The sequence below is a fragment of the Dyella sp. Tek66A03 genome, from assembly GCF_052567735.1.
In genome coordinates this window covers 1,940,407-1,960,065 of record NZ_CP199584.1, presented here as the reverse complement: position 1 = coordinate 1,960,065, position 19,659 = coordinate 1,940,407, and the positions used below count along the sequence as shown (strand labels likewise).

The 19,659-nt window shown below is 65.3% G+C and carries 21 protein-coding genes; 6 read left to right on the top strand and 15 right to left on the bottom strand.

The genetic code is table 11. The annotated features are described in order from the left end of the window. Position 1: 1 nt before the first annotated feature. Positions 2–757, bottom strand: a complete 756-nt coding sequence (locus ACT01B_RS08730) for a YdcF family protein (RefSeq protein WP_445146959.1) — start codon at positions 755–757, stop codon at positions 2–4. 143 nt (positions 758–900) lie between these two features. Between ACT01B_RS08730 and ACT01B_RS08725 the strand changes: the two genes are divergently transcribed. The 5 genes from ACT01B_RS08725 to ACT01B_RS08705 all read left to right on the top strand — a co-directional run bounded on the left by ACT01B_RS08725 (position 901) and on the right by ACT01B_RS08705 (position 6,318). Further along, positions 901–2,334 (top strand): phospholipase, encoded by a 1,434-nt coding sequence (locus ACT01B_RS08725; RefSeq protein ID WP_445146958.1) that lies wholly within the window; start codon positions 901–903, stop codon positions 2,332–2,334. Positions 2,335–2,489: 155 nt separating this feature from the next. Then, positions 2,490–3,044, top strand: coding sequence for an RNA polymerase sigma factor (locus ACT01B_RS08720; RefSeq protein WP_445147455.1), 555 nt, complete (start codon positions 2,490–2,492; stop codon positions 3,042–3,044). Continuing rightward, the gene (locus tag ACT01B_RS08715) at positions 3,041–3,877 is read left to right on the top strand and encodes a hypothetical protein (protein WP_445146957.1); all 837 of its coding nucleotides are present in this window, start codon (positions 3,041–3,043) and stop codon (positions 3,875–3,877) included. Before ACT01B_RS08720 ends, ACT01B_RS08715 begins: the two co-directional genes overlap by 4 nt. Then, positions 3,870–4,466, top strand: a complete 597-nt coding sequence (locus tag ACT01B_RS08710) for an IMPACT family protein (RefSeq protein WP_445146956.1) — start codon at positions 3,870–3,872, stop codon at positions 4,464–4,466. The genes ACT01B_RS08715 and ACT01B_RS08710 overlap by 8 nt, the downstream gene beginning before the upstream one ends. Before the next feature lie 82 nt (positions 4,467–4,548). Next, positions 4,549–6,318 (top strand): ABC transporter transmembrane domain-containing protein, encoded by a 1,770-nt coding sequence (locus ACT01B_RS08705; RefSeq protein WP_445146955.1) that lies wholly within the window; start codon positions 4,549–4,551, stop codon positions 6,316–6,318. An 84-nt stretch (positions 6,319–6,402) separates the two neighbouring features. Here the strand turns inward: ACT01B_RS08705 and ACT01B_RS08700 are convergent, their stop codons facing one another. The 11 genes from ACT01B_RS08700 to ACT01B_RS08650 form a co-directional block, all read right to left on the bottom strand. Continuing rightward, positions 6,403–7,134, bottom strand: coding sequence for a copper homeostasis protein CutC (locus tag ACT01B_RS08700; protein ID WP_445146954.1), 732 nt, complete (start codon positions 7,132–7,134; stop codon positions 6,403–6,405). Position 7,135: 1 nt separating this feature from the next. Further along, positions 7,136–8,155, bottom strand: coding sequence for a N(4)-(beta-N-acetylglucosaminyl)-L-asparaginase (locus tag ACT01B_RS08695; protein ID WP_445146953.1), 1,020 nt, complete (start codon positions 8,153–8,155; stop codon positions 7,136–7,138). 114 nt (positions 8,156–8,269) lie between these two features. After that, positions 8,270–8,476 carry a cold-shock protein gene (locus ACT01B_RS08690; protein WP_026633225.1) on the bottom strand — a complete coding sequence of 69 codons (207 nt, stop codon included), beginning with the start codon at positions 8,474–8,476 and terminating at the stop codon, positions 8,270–8,272. Positions 8,477–8,636: 160 nt separating this feature from the next. After that, the gene (locus ACT01B_RS08685) at positions 8,637–9,380 is read right to left on the bottom strand and encodes an S-methyl-5'-thioinosine phosphorylase (protein WP_445146952.1); all 744 of its coding nucleotides are present in this window, start codon (positions 9,378–9,380) and stop codon (positions 8,637–8,639) included. Between the two features lie 25 nt (positions 9,381–9,405). Next, positions 9,406–9,960: an NADPH-dependent FMN reductase gene (locus ACT01B_RS08680; protein ID WP_445146951.1), complete on the bottom strand. Its 555-nt coding sequence runs from the start codon at positions 9,958–9,960 to the stop codon at positions 9,406–9,408. Between the two features lie 48 nt (positions 9,961–10,008). Continuing rightward, positions 10,009–10,557, bottom strand: a complete 549-nt coding sequence (locus ACT01B_RS08675; RefSeq protein ID WP_445146950.1) for a hypoxanthine-guanine phosphoribosyltransferase — start codon at positions 10,555–10,557, stop codon at positions 10,009–10,011. Next, a complete protein-coding gene (nagZ, locus tag ACT01B_RS08670) occupies positions 10,554–11,585 on the bottom strand; it encodes a beta-N-acetylhexosaminidase (RefSeq protein WP_445146949.1) in 1,032 nt (343 codons plus the stop codon). Before nagZ ends, ACT01B_RS08675 begins: the two co-directional genes overlap by 4 nt. Next, positions 11,579–12,106: a CYTH domain-containing protein gene (locus ACT01B_RS08665; protein ID WP_445146948.1), complete on the bottom strand. Its 528-nt coding sequence runs from the start codon at positions 12,104–12,106 to the stop codon at positions 11,579–11,581. The genes nagZ and ACT01B_RS08665 overlap by 7 nt, the downstream gene beginning before the upstream one ends. An 80-nt stretch (positions 12,107–12,186) precedes the next feature. Beyond that, entirely contained in the window at positions 12,187–13,500 is a 1,314-nt protein-coding gene (gene rlmD, locus ACT01B_RS08660) for a 23S rRNA (uracil(1939)-C(5))-methyltransferase RlmD (RefSeq protein WP_445146947.1), read from the bottom strand. Between the two features lie 91 nt (positions 13,501–13,591). Beyond that, a complete protein-coding gene (locus ACT01B_RS08655; protein WP_445146946.1) occupies positions 13,592–14,194 on the bottom strand; it encodes a YdbL family protein in 603 nt (200 codons plus the stop codon). Positions 14,195–14,220: 26 nt separating this feature from the next. After that, the gene (locus ACT01B_RS08650; protein ID WP_445146945.1) at positions 14,221–16,242 is read right to left on the bottom strand and encodes a hypothetical protein; all 2,022 of its coding nucleotides are present in this window, start codon (positions 16,240–16,242) and stop codon (positions 14,221–14,223) included. A gap of 44 nt (positions 16,243–16,286) precedes the next feature. Between ACT01B_RS08650 and ACT01B_RS08645 the strand changes: the two genes are divergently transcribed. Next, positions 16,287–17,039 (top strand): response regulator, encoded by a 753-nt coding sequence (locus tag ACT01B_RS08645; protein WP_445146944.1) that lies wholly within the window; start codon positions 16,287–16,289, stop codon positions 17,037–17,039. Here ACT01B_RS08645 and recO read toward each other — a convergent pair. From recO to rnc, 3 genes are all read right to left on the bottom strand, one after another. Then, positions 17,036–17,746, bottom strand: coding sequence for a DNA repair protein RecO (gene recO / locus ACT01B_RS08640; protein ID WP_445146943.1), 711 nt, complete (start codon positions 17,744–17,746; stop codon positions 17,036–17,038). The two genes, ACT01B_RS08645 and recO, sit on opposite strands and share 4 nt — an antisense overlap. Positions 17,747–17,840: 94 nt before the next feature. Next, positions 17,841–18,782 (bottom strand): GTPase Era, encoded by a 942-nt coding sequence (gene era / locus ACT01B_RS08635; RefSeq protein WP_445146942.1) that lies wholly within the window; start codon positions 18,780–18,782, stop codon positions 17,841–17,843. Positions 18,783–18,989: 207 nt separating this feature from the next. Continuing rightward, the gene (gene rnc, locus ACT01B_RS08630; protein ID WP_445146941.1) at positions 18,990–19,646 is read right to left on the bottom strand and encodes a ribonuclease III; all 657 of its coding nucleotides are present in this window, start codon (positions 19,644–19,646) and stop codon (positions 18,990–18,992) included. Positions 19,647–19,659: the final 13 nt, after the last annotated feature.

The following is a 19,659-nucleotide window of genomic DNA, read 5'->3' as shown; positions in this document are numbered from 1 at the left end:
GTCACGGCGCCAGCGGGGGCGCCTTCGGTGCGTTCCAGCCAAGCATGTTGTAGACGCGGTAACGCAGGATGCCCAGGTACTCATGCAGGGTCAGATCGGCCAGGGTGAAGTTCCAGGCCACCGGGACAAACAGGCTATTGGCCCGTACCCAGTCACCCGCCACCGGCTGTGGCGTGATACCGAAATGAGCGAAGTACAGCAGGCTGCGCTGCAAATGGATGCCCGAGGTCACCAGCACCACATGCTGCGGAGCATAGGACGCCAGCAAAGGTCGGCTGAACTGTGCGTTTTGCCAGGTCGACATGCTGCGCGTCTCCAGCGTGAGGTCGGCCTCGGGCACGCCGAGCCGGCGCAGTGCACGCGCATACACCACCGATTCGGGCTCGCCATGCGTCTGCGCATCGCCGCCGGTCACCAGCAGGCGACAAGCCTGGCCGGCGCGTTTGCAGGCGTTATACAGCTGAACCGCACGCAGGATGCGCCCGTTCGCGTCGTACTGCGGCTGCAACGGCTCGTCGCCCGGGTGTACCGTACCGCCGCTAAGCAGCACGATGACATTGCGTGGCGCCCACTCGATCACGGGGTCGACGTAGTAGGCCCCCTGCAGGCTGCGCGTCAGAAAGCGCGGCACGGGCCCGCACCCAATGCCCAGGAACAGCAACACGGTGAGCCAGCTCAGTACGTGTCCGAGCCGACGCCAGCGCAGGCGATACAGCAACAGGGTCACCAACAGCATGAGGAAGAGCACAAAAATCATGAGGTCACCCAGACCGTGGAAGGTCGTGGCATCTTAGGACCTGAGCGTTACGCGATGTGATAGCAGGCGCCCATGGCCATGGCCGGCCGCCCGACACCGTGCCAACCGGATGGCGAGACACGAACAAACCATGGATTACGGTCATGACCACCCTCGTCTTCGTGCACGGCTGGAGTGTCACCCATACCTCGACCTACGGCGCCCTGCCCCAACGCCTGCAACAACAAGCTGCCGCCCACGGCATCGCGCTCGACATCGCCGACATCTGGCTCTCCGAATACGTGAGTTTCGACGATGCCGTCACCATGCCGGACCTGGTGCGCGCGTTCGACCACGCGTTGCGCGACCTGCACCTGGTGAGTGCCAGCTTTGCCTGCATTACCCACTCGGCCGGCGGCCCGGTGGTGCGCGAATGGTTGCGCGCGCAGCGCGAACGCCCCGGCGTCCACAGCACCATCCGGCTTACCCACCTGATGATGCTGGCGCCCGCGAACTTCGGTTCCGCCCTGGCACAGCTGGGCAAGGGTGTCCTTGGCAGACTGAAAGCGTGGTGGGACGGTATCGAACCGGGCCAGCGCGTGCTCGACTGGCTGGAGCTGGGCAGCGCCGAGTCATGGTCGCTCAATCTCGATCACATCCATGGCGAGGACCCGGCCGGGTATGAGCAATTTCTGTTTGTGCTGACCGGTGATCGTCCGGATCGCGGCTTGTACGACCATGCCAACAGCTATACCGGCGAGGACGGCTCGGATGGCGTGGTGCGCATCGCCGCCGCCAACCTCAATGCGCATCATGCCGTGCTCGCACGGGGCACGAGCGCTGCCTACGATACGCTGTCCCTGCACTTGACCAAGGCACCGCGCACGGCGTTCAAGTTGATCGCGGGCGCATCCCATTCGGGCACGGCACAAGGGATCATGGCCGCGGCCCCCCACGTCACCGTCGATACCCTGCTGCGCTGCCTGCGCGTGACGGATGCCGGGCGCTACGCGCAGCTGTGCGATGCCTTCGAGCAGGAGAATGCCGAACGCGACGCCGACAAGATCGAACGGGAAAAAGTCGGCCCCTTCCCTGCGCGTGTGCACATCCATGACCCGCGCAGCCTGCTGATCGTCCGCCTCACCGACGAGAGCGGCGAGGCCTTGATCGGCAGCCGGTTCCTGCTCACGGCGGGCGCGCCAGCGAATCCGGACTGGATGCCGCAAGGCTTCATGCTCGACCGCCAGGCGAACCGCCGCAGCGCCAACGTGATCTCCCTGTTCCTCAATCACACCCTGCTCGCGGGCGACCAGCGCGTGGCCGATCCAGCGAGCAGTCGAAGAACGCTACGCCCCGCCACCGATGCCCATCGCCCCTATGGCGCCATGCTGCAACCCGCCGACTTGAGCGAGCTGGTGCACCATGCACTGGCCCGCAGCGCGGCGAGCCAGGATCTGTTCGACGCCATCGGCCCTCACCAGACCACCCTGCTGGATGTCGTATTGCCACGCCTGGTCCATGAGGGCGTGTTCCGCCTGACCCAAAAGCGGGCGCCAGAGGATTTCAGCAACCCGGTGATCGGCGCGGTCATTCCCTAATCCGAAGTTCCCTGGTCGATAACCCCATCACCACGACTGCCACGTTTCATCGATAGTGCCCGGAGCGCCGCGAGACCCTGCTATTCATGACCGACCCCATCGTCGCCGCGATCCATGCTTACCCAAGCCGACGATTTGGCTTAACCTCGCCGCCCATGGATGCTGCCGTGGATGACGACGCAACGCTGATGCTGGCCTATGCACGGGGCGAGCTGGCTGCGTTTGACGCGTTATATGCGCGGCATCGGGGCACCTTGTACCGATTCCTGTTGCGCACCGCACGCGACCCGCGACTGGCGGAGGAGTTGTTCCAGGAAACCTGGAGCCGCGTCATTGCCGCGCGCGAGCGCTATACGCCACAGGCCAAGTTCACCACCTGGCTGCTGCAGATCGCCCACAACCTGCTGATTGACCAACATCGACGCCGACGCCCGGTAGCCACCGGCGAGGAGGCCGAAAGCGCACTGGCCAGCCTGGCCACGCCCGAGCACGAACAACCGGACCATGTGTTGTCCGAGTTCGAACGTCGACGTCGGCTGCAGCGTGCGATTGAACACTTGCCCGATGAGCAGCGCACGGTGGTGCTGCTACGCCTGGAGAATGACCTGAGTGTGGAGGATATTGCCGAAGTGACCGGTGTCGGACGCGAAACGGCGAAATCGCGCCTACGCTATGCCATGAACCGATTGCGCGAACAGTTGGCCGAATGAATACGCACGATCACCACGACGACACATCGCTGCCCGGCGAAGACGAGCTGCAGGCGCTCTATCGCAGCCTGCCACGCAGGGAGCCGTCGCCGGCGCTCGACCAGGCGGTGCGGCAAGCCGCTGCCAAGGCGATACGTCCGCAGGCGCGCAAGCGCCTGGCAGGCTGGCCCGTAGCCTTCACCAGCGCGGCCGTGCTGGTACTTGCGGTCGGGCTTGGGCTGCGTATGCGCGAGCAGTCCCCGCGCCTGCAGGCGCCCCCACCGGCAGCGGACGCCATCAACGCCAACCCGCCGGTCAAGACGCCGTTGCCCATGTCGGCCACAAACGCCCCGCTTGCGCAGACATCCGGGTCTGCAGCGCCAAGCGTCGCGGAGGCACCGCCTGCGGAGATCCCCCGGGTCCTGCGCCGGACGCACTCTTCCGCCAAGCCGCTGGCGAAATCACCCGCGGCCACCTCCGCGATGGCCGACCAGGCCTTCACGCCGCCGCCACCGGCACCTGCCCCGGAGATAGCGCTAGCGCAAGCGCCACCGCCGCTGGCATCGGCGCCGCCGACCGCCGGCTACCGCTCCGAGCCCGCAGCACGTTCGATGGCCATGAAGACGATGGCGTCTCCCATGCCTGCTGCTGCGGCGCCCGCATCACCACCGGCCGTGGACGCTGCGGCAGCCAATCCAAACGACACGCCGGCGCAAGAGCTCGACAAGATCCGCTTGCTGTTCGTCCAACATCGCCGCGACGAAGCATTGCAGCGACTCGCCGCCTTCCGCCAGGCGCATCCGGACATGCACCTGCCTGACGACTTGCGCGCTCAATTGCCTGACCATGACTGAAACGCTGTACACGCTTGCCACGGCCTGCCAACACAGCGAGGACATCAAGAAGAGCCGCTTTCTCGCGCAAGCCGCCCCGGTGCAGTCACCCGAGCAGGCGTTGGCTTTCGTGCGCCAGGTCAGTGACCTGGCGGCCACACACAACTGCTGGGCCTACCGCATCGGCCAGGACTATCGCTTCAACGACGATGGCGAGCCTGGCGGCACCGCAGGTCGACCGATCCTGCAGGCCATCGAAGGCCAGGGTATTGACCGCGCCGTGGTCGTGGTGACGCGCTGGTACGGCGGCATCAAGCTCGGCGCGGGTGGCCTGGTTCGCGCCTACGGCGGCACGGCGGCGGAATGCCTGCGCCTGGCCGAACGCAGCCTCATCGTGGCGATGGCGCGACTCGGCCTGCGTTGCGACTTTGCCGAACTTGCCTTGCTGAAGGCGCGCCTGCGTGAACTCGATGCCGACGTGATGCGGGAGACCTTCGATGCCGATGGCGTCGAACTCGACATCCAGCTACCGGAAAGCCGCGTCGGCGAGGCCCAGACGCGCATCACCGATATCAACAGGGGCCGCCATAGCGCGCGGCGGCTGGATTGAATCGCCAGCCAGTCGCCCCACCTTTGGAGACAGGCACCATTGCGGTGCCCCTCCTTCGACCCGCCTCCACCTGCGAGCACCCATGAGCGACGCCGCCGACACGCCACGCCCTACCCGCCGCCTGGGCGCCCTGCTGCAGCTGTGGCCGTTCCTGCGGCCACATCGCGCACTCGCCATCGGCTGGCTGGTGTTTCTGGCCATCTCGTCATCGGCCACCTTGGTGCTGCCGATGGCGGTACGCCACATGATCGACCAGGGCTTTGGCCACTCCAATGCCGCTGCCATCAATACCACCTTCCTCGGCCTGTTCGGCGTGGCGCTGGTGCTCGCCTTTGCCACGGCGGCCCGCTACTACTGCATCAGCCTGCTCGGCGAGCGCGCGCTGGCTTCGCTGCGCGCCAAACTCTACGCGCACGTGATCCGGCTCGATGTGAGCTTTTTCGAACGCAGTCGCGTGGGTGAACTGATCTCTCGCCTGGGCACGGATACGGAAGTTATCCAGGCCTTGATCGGCTCCGGCATTTCGGTGGCATTGCGCAGTGTCGTGATGCTGCTGGGCGCGACCGGCATGATGGTATGGACCAGCACGCATCTGGCCGGCCTTACCGCGCTGGTGATTCCGGCCGTGGTGCTGCCGATCCTGGTGTTTGGCCGACGCGTGCAGAAGCTTTCGCGCGCCAGCCAGGACCGCCTGGCCGACGCCGCCGCGGTGGCCAACGAAACGCTCAATGCCGCGCCGGCAGTCAAGGCGTACGCACGCGAAGACATCGAAAGCACGCGTTACGGCAGCGCCATCACCCGCGCACTAGCCACGGCGCGCAAACGCATCGGCATGCGCTCGGCGCTGACCGCTGCGGTGATCGTGTTGTTCTTCGGCGCCATCACGCTGGTGCTGTGGGCAGGCGCACGCGACGTGCTGGCAGGGACGTTGAACGCAGGTGTGCTGGGGCAGTTCGTGCTGTATGCCATTTTTGCCGCCGGCTCGCTGGCGGGACTTTCCGAAGTGTGGGGCGACGTGCTGCGTGCCGCAGGGGCCATGGAACGCATCGGCGAGCTGTTCGAAGAACAGGCCGAGATCACCAGCCCGGAGCAGCCGACACCGCTGCCCAAGCCGATGCAGGGCGCGCTGCGTTTCGACCGTGTCGCCTTCCATTATCCGACACGGCCCGATGCGCCGGCGCTGTATGACTTCGATCTGACGATCCGCCCGGGCGAAACAGTCGCCCTGGTGGGTCCGTCGGGCGCCGGCAAGAGCACCGTGTTCGCCCTGCTGCTGCGCTTCTACGATCCGCAGACGGGGCGCATCAGCCTCGATGGCGTCGACCTGCGCGCGCTATCGCTGCCCGCGCTGCGCGGAGCGATCGCGCTGGTGCCGCAGGAGACCGTGATCTTCGGTGGCAGTGCCGCCGACAATATCCGCTTCGGCCGCCAGGATGCCGGCGATGACGAAGTGCGCGAGGCGGCGCGCGCGGCCGAAGCGCACGAGTTCATCAGTGCGCTGGGCAAGGGCTACGACGAGGAGCTCGGCGAGCGCGGCGTGCGCCTGTCCGGCGGCCAGCGCCAGCGCATCGCCATCGCGCGGGCCATTCTGCGCGACGCGCCGCTGCTACTGCTCGACGAGGCGACCTCGGCACTCGACGCCCAATCGGAGGCGGCTATCCAGCAGGCCCTGGAGCGACTGGAGAAGGGACGCACTACCCTGGTGATCGCCCATCGCCTCGCCACGGTACAGCGCGCCGATCGCATCGTGGTGATGGATGGCGGCCGCATCGTGGCCCAGGGTACGCACGAAAGCCTGCTGGCTGAGGGCGGCCTTTACGCGGAGCTGGCTCGGTTGCAGTTCACCGCGTAAGCATCGCGCACAGGGTGCACTCCTACACAGGGACGTTCGACTGTGGGAGCGCACCCTGTGCGCGATTGTCCTAGCCCCACACCTTCAAATTCCGCCCAAGGCCGCCACCAGCGCCAGCACCGTGTCGACATCACTGCGGATCTCGCCACCGGCCATTTCGGGCAGCACGGCATTCGTGAAACGCATCGCCGACGGAAGCTCGCTTTTCGCCGAAGCATGAAACTCCCGTGCGCCGGTCAACCGCCTCAACGCGGTGATATTGCCCGGATCGATACCCGCACCGGGCATGACGATCAAGCGATCATGCGCCTGCTCCACCAGAGCACGGATGCGAGTGGCACCTTCCATCGCCGAGCGCGCGCTACCCGACGTCAGGATGCGCTCGGCTCCAAGCGCGATCACATCCTCCAACGCGCGCGATGGATCGCGTGCCATATCGAAGGCGCGATGGAAGGTCACGCCCATGCCGCCGGCGACCGTCACGAGCGCGCGGCAACGCGCCATGTCCACGTCTCCATCGGCATCGAGCACGCCGATCACCACGCCGTCGCAACCGAGCGAGGCGCAGGCCTCGATATCGCAGCGCATCGTTTCGATCTCGCGATCGTCGTAGAGGAAGTCGCCGGCGCGGGGGCGGATCAAGACATACAGCGGCAGCGCCACGCGCTCCCGCACCAAGGCGATCTGGGCGTGCGAGGGCGTCAGCCCACCCAGCTCCAGCGCCGTGCACAGCTCGATGCGTCCAGCGCCGCCCGCCCGTGCGGCCAGCGCCGACGCCACCGAGTTGGCGGCCACCTCAAGCAGGACACCGGTCACGTCAGTAGACACTTTTCGCCGGCAGCAGGCCGTCCTGCCGCTGCGCATCGCATACCGCATAGGAGAAGCCGGGCTGGATCGCCCAGGCACCGACTTCACCCGCGCGGTTCATCGCCAGAAAGCCCACCTGCAAATCCTTCGACGCTTGCGGCCGACGCTTCACGATACGCATGACGGCTTCGCGACAGGCATCCTGCGGCGAACGCCCCTGCCGCATCAGTTCGACCACGAGAAAGCTGCCGACGTTGCGGATGACTTCCTCGCCCACGCCGGTCGAAGTCGCGGCGCCAACGTCGCCATCCACGTACAGGCCCGCACCGATGATCGGACTGTCGCCCACGCGACCGCGCATCTTCCACGCCATGCCGCTGGTGGTGCAGGCGCCAGCCAGGCGACCCTGCGCATCGATGGCCAGCATGCCGATGGTGTCGTGGTTGCCGCTACCGCCTGGCATGCCGGTCTTGCCGTAGTCGCGCACTTCGCTATTGACCGACGGCTGGTAATGCGCGGTCTTCAGCCACTCCCGCCAGGCCTGCTCGGACTCGGGCGTCAGCAGGTCCTCTTTCTTGAAGCCCTGCTCGAGTGCGAACTGCAGCGCACCGTCGCCCGCCAGCAGCACGTGCGGCGTGCGCTCCATGACGCGGCGCGCCACCTGGATGGGGTGCGCGATATGCTCCAGCGCGGCCACCGCACCGCAACTGCCATCGGCGTCCATGATGCTGGCGTCGAGCGAGACGTGGCCGTCCCGGTCCGGATAGCCGGCGCGGCCCACACTGTGATTCTTCAGATCAGCTTCCGGGACCATCACGCCGGTCTCTACCGCATCCAGCGCCTGCCCGCCCTTGGCGAGTACGGACCAGGCCGCCTGGTTGGCCGCCACGCCGAAGTCCCAGGTGGAAACGACGCGCGCGCCCGTGACGCTCTTGGCCGCCGCAGCGGTGCCCGCCCCTGCCTTGCCGGCAAGTGCGAGTGCCGAGGCACCCAGCAGGGAGGCTTTGAGGAAATCTCTACGGTCTGCCATGGCTTGCTCCAGCAACGCTGACGTTGCTTATCCACAAAAACAAAAAACCCCGCGTCTTACGACGCGGGGCTTCCATTTACCTCGATGACCGGCGCGCGCGCCGGAACGCCGAAATCAACCAGCGATCTCGACGCCCGAAGCCTGGGCGCCCTTCGGGCCCGTGGTGACTTCGAACTTCACGCGCTGACCTTCCTGCAGGCTACGAAAGCCCTTGGAGTTGATCGCCGAAAAGTGGACGAACACGTCCTCCCCACCGTCCTCGGGTGCGATGAAGCCGAAACCCTTGGCGTCGTTGAACCACTTGACCGTACCGAAACGCATTGCGTGAACCTCTGAATCATGGACTGGATGCACCACGGCTAGCGCTGAACCACCTTGACCCCTTGGTCGGCCGCCCCTGGCACGGCCGAAGTATCAACATGTTTCATAGCAAAGCGCAATATGGTGACCGCATTCACACGATCAAAATCGAACCTGTTGCTCAGCTTTTGACCAAATTGGCGAGGATCCGGGGCACTTCGGCGGTCGCCGCGGCCAGATGGGCGAAGATTTCCTCGATGCTGATCTCCGCCTCGTCGCCACAACCTGCTGCAAAATTAGCCACCAGGGCCAGGCAGGCGTACTCCAGCTCCAGTTCACGAGCCAGTACGGCTTCGGGCATGCCGGTCATGCCGACCAGATCGCAGCCATCGCGCTTCATGCGAGCGATCTCCGCCCGGGTTTCCAGACGCGGCCCCTGGGTGGCGCCGTAGCAACCGCCGTCGATGGCCGCGATGCCAGCCGTCGCCGCGGCCCCAAGCAGCTGACGTCGCAGCGATTCGGTATAGGGCTCGCTGAAGTCGATGTGTTTGACCTCGGCGCCCTCGACATCACAGAAGCTGGTGTAGCGACCGTGGGTGTAGTCGATCACCTGATCCGGCACCACGATGACACGCGGCCCCATATCGGCGCGGATACCGCCCACTGCGTTCACGCCAATGATCCGTCGCGCGCCCAGCGCATGCAGTGCCCACAGGTTCGCGCGGTAGTTCACACGATGGGGTGGCACTGTATGGCTCTCGCCGTGACGCGCCAGGAAAGCCAGGCGGCGCCCGGCGAAGTCGCCGATCACCACATCGCCCGAGGCCACGCCGAAGGGTGTCTCCACGCTATGCCGCGCGGGGTTCTCCAGGCCGGGGAAGTTGTACAGGCCGCTGCCGCCAATCACGGCAAGATCGATAGTCACGAGTCGTTCCTGGATGGGTAGTGAGTCATGGTGCCGTCGCGGCCAGCCGCACGGCGAATCCCTGGAGATGGCGGCCCAGGGCCTCGCGCGTGCGCGCGTCGGCGAGCCGTCCATCGATGATCTTGGTATGCGCCTGGAACACCAGCACGTCGCCCTGGGGCTCGGTACGGGCACCGGCACGACGCAGGATAAGCCGCAGCTGGTCCTGGGCGCGCACCGTGCCGGTCGCGCCCGGGCTGGCGCCGATGATGCACACCGTCTTGCCGCTGAGTGCAGCGATCTTGCGTGCCTTGCCGATACGCGAGGCCCAGTCCACGGCGTTCTTCAGCACGCCGGTGATACCGCCGTTGTATTCCGGGCAGGCCAGGAGCAAGCCATCCGCCGCGTCGATGGCCTGCTTCAGTGCCGTTACGGGAGCGGGGTCACCCTGCTCTTCCACGTCCTGATCGAACAACGGCAGGTCGTGCAGGCGGTGGATAGCGATGTTCATGCCGTCAGGCGCCAGCTCCTGTGCCGCAAGCAGCAGGGCCGTATTGAAGGACGCCTGCCGCAGACTGCCGGAGATGCCGAGTATGTTCATGCGTCCGCTCCGCGGTGCGTTGGCCTGTTACTTAAGGCGCGATGATGCTCATTTCAGCGCGTAGATACCCGGCAGGTTGCGCCCCTGCTCGTAGTAGTCCATGCCGAAGCCGAAGACGTAGCGGTCAGGCAGTTCCACGCCATTGAAATCCGCGCTAACGCCCTCGACCAGGCGGTCGTGGTCCTTGGTGCACAGGCTGACAATCAACACGCGCCGAGCGCCACGGCGCAGGCAGTCGTCGCGCACGGCCTTCAGCGTATGGCCTTCGTCCAGGATGTCGTCCACCAGCAGCACGGTCCGCCCCTGCATGTCCGCGGCCGGCTCGCGCAGCCAATGCAGCTCGCTGCCCGAGGTGGCGCCGCGATAGCGGGTGGCGTGCACGTAATCGAATTCGAGATCGGTGCGGATGGCCAACGCCAGATGACCGGCGAAGATCAGCGCGCCATTCATGACCGTGAGAAAGACCGCGCGTTCGCCGTCGAGGGCCGCGTCGATGCGACGCCCCATATCGGCGATCACGCATTCCAGCGCGTCACGATCGAACAGTAGATCGGCATCGGCCAGTGCGGCGCTGAGCGAGGGTGTTTGGGTGTTCATGCCTGCCCTTCCAGGGGTTGTCCTGCCACGGGATGGAGCGCCGTGATGCGCGCGATGAAACGGTCGCGCTGCGGGTTATCGGTAAGTCCTTCCCAGGTCGATGCGACGGCACCGCGCAACGCGGCCAGTCGCTCGGGAGCGGTAGCGGCGCGACCCTGCACGGCGCCGATGGCTTCCTCCACCACATCGGGGAAACAGGCGAGCACCAGGTCGCAACCGGCGTCGAGGTGGGCATGGACGCGTGCGGCGACGCCGCCGGCAGCGCCGGCCGCGGCCATGCTGATGTCATCGCTGATCACGGCACCACTGAAGCCCAGCTCGCCGCGCAGGACCTGCTCGATCCAGCGCCTGGAGAAACCCGCCGGGCGGTCGTCGACGGCGGGATAGATGACATGAGCCACCATGACCGCCTCGGCATGTGCATCGATACCCTCCATGAAGGGCAGCAGATCATCACGGCGGATCTGCTCGAGCGGTCGCGGATCGATCGCAGCGGCCTTGTGCGTATCGACAGCCACCGAACCATGCCCCGGAAAGTGCTTGAGCACCGCCGCCATGCCGCCCAGGTGCATGCCGCGCACGTAAGCCTGCGCCAGCTCGGCGGCGGCTTCCGGGTTGGCATGAAACGCGCGCGGGCCGATGGCTGCGTTGCCGCGCGCCAGATCGACCACGGGCGCAAAGCTGAAATCCACGCCGCTGGCGCGCAGCTCGCTGGACATGACCCAGGCATGCTCCTCGGCCAGTCGCACGGCATCGTGTGGATCGCGGTCGTACACGGCGCCTATCGCCGATAGCGGTGGCAACCGCGTAAAACCCTCGCGAAACCGCTGTACCGGACCACCTTCCTGATCGACAGCGATCAGCATGTCGTCACCACCGACGTCGCGAATCGCATCGACCAGCGACAGCAACTGGTCGCGCGAGCTGAAATTGCGTGAGAACAGCACCACGCCCGATACGCCGGATGCCTTCAGCCAGGCGTGCTCGGAGTCGGCCAGCATGGTGCCGGCCAGGCCGATCATCAGCATGCGGTCGGCTCCCTTGCTGCGTCGCGCTCATCCTGCGTCCAGTGGGCATACGGATGCGCAATCAGGTTGACGTTGAAGTAACGGACCAGATGACTGACCTCGCGCCCCAACCATGACGGCTGTGGAAACGCGGCATCGGGCGAGGTGAGTTCGATCTCCGCCACCACGAGGCCGGCGTTTTCACCGAAAAACTCGTCGATCTCGAACAGTGCGCCATCGACGGTGACGTGGTGGCGGATTTTTTCCAGTACACCATCGCATAAGGTCGCCAGCATCTCTTCGGCATCGGCGAGCGGCATGGGGTATTCGAATTCCGCACGTTCGATGCCCAGCTGCGCCGACTTGATATTGAGCCAGGCCTGTTCGCCAGAACGGCGCACACGCACCGAAGCCCTCGCGGTGCCATCGCGCAATGCCTGCGCGCCGACGAGATAACCCTGTGCGATGCGTTCGCTGCGTTCAGCGGCCACACGCCAGCTATCGTCGCTGAGGAGGAATTTGCGTTCGATCTCGATGCCCATGGTGTGCGTCACCTGTCTGAGTTTGAGGGAGATGGAGGCGAAACCTGGCGCGAGCTGCAGGCCACGTCCTCGAGGTCGGACTAGCGCTCGAACAGTGCAATCGATTCCACGTGGGCGGTATGCGGGAACATATCCATCACGCCCGCCGCACTCAAGCGAAAACCGTGTTTTTCCACCAGGATGCCGGCATCACGCGCCAGCGAGCCCGGGTGACATGAAACGTAGACGATGCGGTGGGTGTCCTTGTGCGGCAAGTATTCCAGCACCTTGTCGGCACCCGCACGCGGCGGATCGAGCAGCAGTTTGTCCCACGATTGTTTTGCCCAAGGCGTGTGGCGCTGATCCTCGAACAGATTGGCGACCTCGAAACGGGCATGCGTGATGCCGTTGCGCGCGGCATTTTCCGCGGCGCGCTCGACCAGGCCGTGTTCGCCTTCGACGCCTACGACTTCGGCGACGCGGCGCGCGATCGGCAAGCTGAAGTTGCCCAGGCCGCAGAACAGGTCGAGCACGCGGTCATTCGGTTGCGGATCGAGCAGTTCCATGGTGCGGGCCATCATGCGTCGATTCATGCCGGCATTGACCTGCACGAAGTCGAGCGGACGGAATTCCAGCTCTACATCGTCGAACGCCGCATCGTCACTGGGAATGCGAAACGCCAGTCGCGGGTGTTCCGGCCACAGCGGGTGCACGCTGCTGACGCCGCCCGGCTGCAGGTAGATGGCAAAACCATGCTGCTTGCCAAACTCAACCAGGGCAGCCTGATCGCGCTCGCTCAGCGCAGACATGTGGCGGAACACCAACGCCACGGTGTCGTCGCCCGCCGCGAACTCAATCTGCGGGATCTCGGTGGCCGCATCCATGCCGCCGACCAGGTCGGCCAGCAAGCCGATCTTCGGCCCTAGCGCCGGATGCACCACTTCGCATTGACTGATATCGGCCACGAAACGCGGGTTGCTCTCCTCACGGAAACCCACCAGCACGCGTCCCTTCTTGGCCACCTGACGCACGGACAGGCGGCCCTTGCGGCGATAGCCCCAGGCCTCGTCGGTCAGCGGCGGCAGCCACAGCGCAGGACTTACCTTGCCGATGCGCTCGAAATTGTCCTTCAGCACACGCTGTTTCACTTCAATCTGCGATGCGGCATCCAGGTGCTGTAGCGAACAGCCGCCGCACTGGCCGAAATGGCGACAGCGCGGCTCGACCCGATGCGGGGACCGTTGCAGCAATTCGACGACCTCGGCCTCGTCGTAATGGCGATGACGTTTGCGGATGCGCAGCAGGACGTCTTCGCCGAGCAAGGCACCGCTGACAAAGACGGCCTTGCCGTCGATGCGGGTAACGCCCTTGCCGTCGTGGCTGAGGTCAGTGATGGTGGCTTGGAATTCTTTCATCGTTATCTGGCGTCTTCCGGAAACGCACGCGCCCGGATCGAAAGGACCCGGGCGCGGTCATCGGGTAAGGGGGTTTTGAGGGGGCGAAAGCCTATTTCTGCTTCCAGGCGCCCGAGGCATCCTGATAATACCAGCCCGCGCGGGCGCGCTCGATCCAACGCTTGGCGAAGGTGGCGCGAATCTGCGCCTCCCACTCCGGATGGTTGTTCGCATTGGCCACCTCGCGGTAGAGCGCGTTGCGGTCGCGATTCTCGTCCGCCACGGTGGCATTCACCGCAGCGCGCTGGTCCAGCGGCAGCTTGGCCGCATCGCGCACGGCGACCAGACCGTCCTTGGTGAAGCCGACCGCGCCACTGTTCAACAAGGGTGAGAGGGTCTCGCGAAAGCGCTGCTGCATGCGATCGTGGATGGCCTCGGTGGTCGCCGTCTCGATACGGATATTCGGGGTATCGGCCGCATAGGCCGCCGGAATCAGCAGGTCGAGCAGCATGGCCGCCGGCTGATGGTCGTTCTTGGCTGGCTGTGGGCTCGTGGAAGCCGGTGCCGGCGCCGGGGCATTGCTGTCCAGCACCGTGCCAATGAACTGATCCGCCGCCTTCTGCGCGGCCGCCTCCGGAAAATAGACGTTGATGGTGACGCACCCCACCAGGGCCACCAGCAAGGTGGTCAGCAATCCATAGACAAGCTTGCGCATGATCGACTCCTTCGGGGATGGGGTGTTCAACGAACCTCCGGCGGGGTGCCTTCCGTAGCCGCCTTCAGGCGGCTTACCAGGGTGGGCCAGTCCACCTGGGTCTGGTGGCCGACGATGCGCAGGTGCGGCAAGCCGCTACCTTCCAGAATAGTGTAGCCATCCGCATCATTGTCGAGACCGCCCATACGACATACGGAACCCTGCAACACGCAGCTTAGGCCGATCCGCTTATAGCCAAAAGTCTTGAACAGCTTCAACACGGCACCCTGCAGCCCGGAGGCCACACCGCCGCCGCCGAACGTGGTGAGGTTGTTCACGGCACGCTGGCTGATGCGGCCGCCGCTTCCCGCCAGCAAGTTGGCCTTGAAGGCGACCGGATTCCAGTTGACCAGGCGCAACTCGTCGATCGAGCCGTCCATGCGACCGGTGATGCTGCCGAAATCGAACACACTGGTCATCAGCGCCATATCCAGCTGCCGTAACTGGATATCGCCCGACAGCACGGGGCTGGGGCCGAACGGCCCTTGCAGCGACATCCGTGTAACACTGACGAAGCCGTCGAATGCATTGATCGTCAGGCCGCCCTCCATCTCAAATCGGTCGTCGACCCAACGCAGTCCCGGAATGGCGCCACCCAGGGTGCCCTGGAACTCGCGCCAACCCATCGCACGCGAGAAAGCGGCCATGTCGATACCGGCAAAGGTGAGCGATGTCTCCAGTCGACGCCCCTTCGCGGCGGCGGGGCGCCATTCGAGGTCACTGACGCGAACCTTGCCGTTGAGCACGGGCACTTCCAGCGCGCGCTGCAGGCTCAAGGCGCCCGCCCGGCTCTGCCAGCGCGACTGCGCAGGGCCATTGACCATGCGGTAAACCTGCAGGCCCTGCCAGTTCAAGGTGGTGGCGGGACGTTCGCCGTCGGCGGCCCAATCGATACCGCCACGCAGGCCCTTGATCGACAAGCGCCCTTCGCTATCGGCCAGCTCCAGCCCATCCGTGTCGAAGGCGAAACTACGCAGTCCCGATGCGTCGAGGTCGAGGCTGCCGGCAAGCTGGCCATCGATGCGGACGTCGCGCATACCCAGGGTGGTGAGCCACGCCTGTCCATAACGCTGGTAAGCCGCGGGGAAACGCGCCTGCAGTTTGTCGAGCTTGAGCTTCTGCACTTCACCCTTGGCGTTGAACGCCAACACGCCATCGAACTGCAGTGCATCGGCATCCGCCACGCGCAGACGCGTGAAGTCCACCGCTCCGTTGTGCGTCGTGGCCGTCAGACTCACCTGGACGGGATGATCGGGTAGTCGTGCGAAGATCGGTCCGAGCAGCAGTTCGCCGCCACGCATGCTGGCATCGAGATCGATACGCGATGGCGTACTGGTGGTATCGATATTCAAACGACCATTGCCGTTGATGCCTTGCCCTGCCAGCGTGCCGCTGGCCGTATCGAAGCCTGCCGCGCTGAGCGCAAATTGGCCTGACGCCTGGACACCCTTGTTCGCCAGGTCCAGCGCCATGTCGGCATCAAGCTTGCCGGCCGTGGCACGCCCTGACCAAAGGGTGCTCAACAAGCCTTGCAGCCACGCAGCCGGCAATCCCTTGAGGCTGATCTGCGCATGCGTGGGCTGATCCAGCGGCAAGGCCATGCTCGCTTGCGCGGCGGCTTGGCTGATATCCACTTCAAGCGTGTTCGCCGCCTCGTCCACCACCATGGCGACCTTGGCATTGCTCAAGGCAGCACCCGGCGCTCCCACCAGTTGCATGGTGCCGTTGAACAACCAGCGCATATGCGCATCACGCTGCAAGGTCCCCTGCAGATCCGCCGCGACGCGCCGCCAGCCCATGCTCGGCACGTCGACCTTGGCGGCACGCAGTTTGAGCTTCAGACCGCCCTCGCCGTCCTCGCCGACCAGGGCTTGAACCTCCTGCAGCTTGAGCCCGGGCAGGCTCACCGTCTTGGCGCCCAGGGCGATTTCCGCCCGCGCAGGCAGCACGAGACCGACCCAGAGAAGGATGCCGAAACGGAGCAGCAGGTGGCTTGATGTGCGGCGCATGAGGCGCCATTCTGCCAAAATCAGCTGAACGACACGGACTAGTCATGCTCAACACGCTTCCCAGCGACGTTTTACGTGCCTCCGCGGCCCCCGAAACCGCGCGCGCCCTGGTAGCCGACGACGATCCAGCCAGCCGGCTGTTCCTCGTCGAAGCCTTGCGCAGCCTCGGTCTTGAGGCCCGCGCCTGCAACGACGGCTTGGCCGCCATCGCCCTGGCCCACGACGAGACCTTTGATCTGCTGTTGCTGGACTGCCGCATGCCGGGGGCGGGGGCCGAGCAGGTTTTGGCTGCCCTGCGCCAGGATCCAGATGCGCTCTCGAGCGATTGCACGGCGGTAGCGACCAGCGCGGAAATGGATCTGGCCGAGCGACAGCGCCTGTTGGCGGCCGAGTTCAGCGAAGTGCTGCTGAAACCCTGCAACCTGGCTGATCTGCGGCGGATTCTGGGCCTGGTGCAGGCAGGCGCTGCCGCGCTGCCGCTGCTTGACGACGCGCAGGCCATCGCCACCATGGGGGACGCCGATGTCGTCAACGCCATGCGCACGCTGCTGCGTGTCGAACTGGTGAGCCTCTACCAGGATCTCGACATGCTGCGCGGTGACCCTGAGGCGTTTGCCGAGCGACTGCATCGCCTGCGCTCGTCCTGCGGCTTCTGCGGTGCGGCGGCGCTCGCCACGCAGGCCACCTTGTTGCAGCGACATCTCAAGCTGGGCCACTCCGGCTCACTGGCACCGCTGTCGCGCTTCAGCAAGGCCTTGCTGGCCACGATCGAGGCCTTGGCGGGTATCGCCGCCTAGCGTCGCGACATGGCCGCAGCGAGCACGTGCCAGGCGCGTAGCTCACCACCGCCGAGATGGAAGCGGATCACCTCGCGCATCATCACGCGCAAGGCGGACAAACCCGCCGTGTCGGGCATCTGATCCTGTGCCAGGGCCAACAAGTCGCTGCCACGCAGGGCATGGGCGGTGCCTGGCCGACATCGGGACGGTCCCACTTCGGCGGTGTAGCGATAGAGTTGTGCCGGCTCCAGCGGCTCGCCTGACTCGGCGTCCGCCGCCAGTTGCAGGCCGTAACCCACCGCTTCCAGCAGATCGCGTTCGAAGCGGCGCAGTGCCCACGCCAGGGGCTCCGTCGTCGCAAGGCGCGGCAACGTTCGAGCATAGGCATCGAACAGTTCAGGCTGTGGATCCTGGCGACCGGTGAGGCGAACCACCAGCTCGTTGAGATAGAGCCCGGCCAATCCCGCATCGCCGACCAGGCGCAATGGCACACCGATATTTTCCGCGCCTTGCAAGGTCGCCAGTTCGCCACGCAACAACAAATCGAGCACCAGCGGCTGGAATGGCTCAAGTTGGGCGCGCTGCAAACGGGCACGTTCGCGCCGCACACCACGCGCTACGACGCCGATGCGACCATGATCCTGGGTCAGGCATTCGAGCAGCATCGACGTCTCGCGGTAAGGCCGCGAATGCAGTACGTAGGCCGGCTGCTGCTCGATGCGCATGGATTGTCTAGGGACCAGATGCGGTTGACGAGGTCTCGTGAACGCCCAGGCAGCCGTCGCCGATCGTCGAATCAGCGCTCACCATGCCTCGCGTTCAGTCCGTATAGCCGAACTTCTTGAGCATGGTCTCGTCGTCAACCCAGCCCTCGCGAACCTTGACCCATAGGCGCAGGAACACCTTGCGTTCAAAGGTGCGCTCCATGTGACGTCGCGCGGAAGTTCCGATGGCCTTCAGCTGGGCGCCGCCGTTGCCGATCACGATCGCCTTCTGGCCATCGCGCTCGACCCAGATCACGGCATGGATTTCGGCTATGCCGTCCGGACGGTCGCTGAACTGCTCGATCTCCACCGTCGTGGCATAGGGCAGCTCCTGGTCCAACCGCAACATCAGCTGCTCGCGCACCATTTCAGCGGCCAGGAATCGCTCACTGCGATCCGTGACCTCGTCCTCGCCGTATACGGGTGGCTGCACCGGCAAGCGCTTGAGAATGCCCTGCTGCAGCTCGGTCAGGCCCTTCTCCTTGAGCGCGCTGACGTAATACACGTCGTCGAAGCTGTGGCGCGCCATCAGATCAGCCACGAACGGCAACATGGTGGCCTTTTCCTTGGCCAGGTCGACCTTGTTGATGACCAGCAGACGCGGCACCTTCTGTTCCACAAGGGCGTCATAAAGCGCCTCGTCCTCGTCCGTCCAGCGCCCGGCCTCGATCACCTGCACGACCACGTCGACTTCACTGATCGCCGAACGCGCAGCCCGATTGAGGCTGCGGTTCATCGCGCGCTTGGCGCCGCGATGGAGACCCGGCGTATCCACGTACATGATCTGCCCGGCCTCGCTGGTGGCGATGCCCAGGATGCGGTGACGGGTGGTCTGTGGCCGCGGACTGACGATGGACAGGCGAAAACCGATCAACGCGTTGAGCAAGGTGGACTTGCCCACGTTGGGTCGACCCGCCAGGGCCACCAGGCCACAGCGGAAATCGTCATGGGGAAGTTCGGCCGGTGTGCCGAGGTCGAATTCGTTGTTGTCGTTCATGGTTAGAGCCTGCTTCGGGTGTCCTCGTGGACCGCGCGAGTGGGTTACGCGCAAGACACGGGAGAGGTAGAGAGTGTAAGTCGTTATGCGACCGGGCGATAAGGTCGTCGAGCGGTGCAGCTGAAGGGACGCGGCATCCGCGCCTATCGGGGGCGACGCCTTATGCGGGCCCTTCAAGGGCCGCGCAGGCCCTGGAGTAGGCCGAAATCAGGCCGTTATATCCTGCAAACGGCGCAGTACGGCTTCTGCGGCATCCTGTTCCGCGGCACGGCGACTGCTGCCGCGCCCCTCGGCCCGGATCGGCTCGGGTTCGGTGATTTCACAGGATACGTCAAATGTCTTGGCGTGGTCTTCGCCGTGGCTGTCGATCAGCTCGTAATGCGGCAGCGGCCGGCCTCGTGCCTGCAGCAGCTCCTGCAGGCGGGTCTTGGCATCCTTGGACGAACGCGGAATGGCCGCCACCAGGGGCTCGAACAGCCCCCGGACCACGGCGCGGCATTCGGCGAAGCCGGCATCCAGATAGACCGCTGCCACGAGTGCCTCGAAGGCATCGGCGAGAATCGATTCCCGCCGAAAACCGCCACTCTTGAGTTCACCCGAGCCGAGCTTGAGCTCGTCGCCGAGCTCTAGCTCGCGTGCAATGACCGCCAGCGCCTGCCCATTGACCAATTGGGCGCGCAAGCGCGACAGCTCACCTTCACTGGCATTCGGGTGAGCCTCGTAAAGCAACTCGGCCACCACCACGCCAAGTAGCGCGTCGCCGAGAAATTCCATCCGCTCGTTGTTCGGCTTACCCACGCTCCGATGGGTCAGGGCCAGCTGACCGAGGGCCGGATCACGAAAGCGGTATGCGAGTTTGGTCAAATCACTAGCCTGT

Coding starts and splice junctions, on each gene's coding strand:
- recO (WP_445146943.1), bottom strand. CDS start 17,746: ATGCGCATCGAGCAGCAGCCGGCCTACGTACTGCATTCGCGGCCTTAC.
- ACT01B_RS08665 (WP_445146948.1), bottom strand. CDS start 12,106: ATGGGCATCGAGATCGAACGCAAATTCCTCCTCAGCGACGATAGCTGG.
- ACT01B_RS08645 (WP_445146944.1), top strand. CDS start 16,287: ATGCTCAACACGCTTCCCAGCGACGTTTTACGTGCCTCCGCGGCCCCC.
- era (WP_445146942.1), bottom strand. CDS start 18,782: ATGAACGACAACAACGAATTCGACCTCGGCACACCGGCCGAACTTCCC.
- ACT01B_RS08690 (WP_026633225.1), bottom strand. CDS start 8,476: ATGCGTTTCGGTACGGTCAAGTGGTTCAACGACGCCAAGGGTTTCGGC.
- ACT01B_RS08730 (WP_445146959.1), bottom strand. CDS start 757: ATGATTTTTGTGCTCTTCCTCATGCTGTTGGTGACCCTGTTGCTGTAT.
- ACT01B_RS08720 (WP_445147455.1), top strand. CDS start 2,490: ATGGATGCTGCCGTGGATGACGACGCAACGCTGATGCTGGCCTATGCA.
- rlmD (WP_445146947.1), bottom strand. CDS start 13,500: ATGAAAGAATTCCAAGCCACCATCACTGACCTCAGCCACGACGGCAAG.
- ACT01B_RS08725 (WP_445146958.1), top strand. CDS start 901: ATGACCACCCTCGTCTTCGTGCACGGCTGGAGTGTCACCCATACCTCG.
- ACT01B_RS08705 (WP_445146955.1), top strand. CDS start 4,549: ATGAGCGACGCCGCCGACACGCCACGCCCTACCCGCCGCCTGGGCGCC.
- nagZ (WP_445146949.1), bottom strand. CDS start 11,585: ATGCTGATGATCGGCCTGGCCGGCACCATGCTGGCCGACTCCGAGCAC.
- ACT01B_RS08680 (WP_445146951.1), bottom strand. CDS start 9,960: ATGAACATACTCGGCATCTCCGGCAGTCTGCGGCAGGCGTCCTTCAAT.
- ACT01B_RS08710 (WP_445146956.1), top strand. CDS start 3,870: ATGACTGAAACGCTGTACACGCTTGCCACGGCCTGCCAACACAGCGAG.
- ACT01B_RS08695 (WP_445146953.1), bottom strand. CDS start 8,155: ATGGCAGACCGTAGAGATTTCCTCAAAGCCTCCCTGCTGGGTGCCTCG.
- ACT01B_RS08655 (WP_445146946.1), bottom strand. CDS start 14,194: ATGCGCAAGCTTGTCTATGGATTGCTGACCACCTTGCTGGTGGCCCTG.
- ACT01B_RS08675 (WP_445146950.1), bottom strand. CDS start 10,557: ATGAACACCCAAACACCCTCGCTCAGCGCCGCACTGGCCGATGCCGAT.
- ACT01B_RS08650 (WP_445146945.1), bottom strand. CDS start 16,242: ATGCGCCGCACATCAAGCCACCTGCTGCTCCGTTTCGGCATCCTTCTC.
- ACT01B_RS08715 (WP_445146957.1), top strand. CDS start 3,041: ATGAATACGCACGATCACCACGACGACACATCGCTGCCCGGCGAAGAC.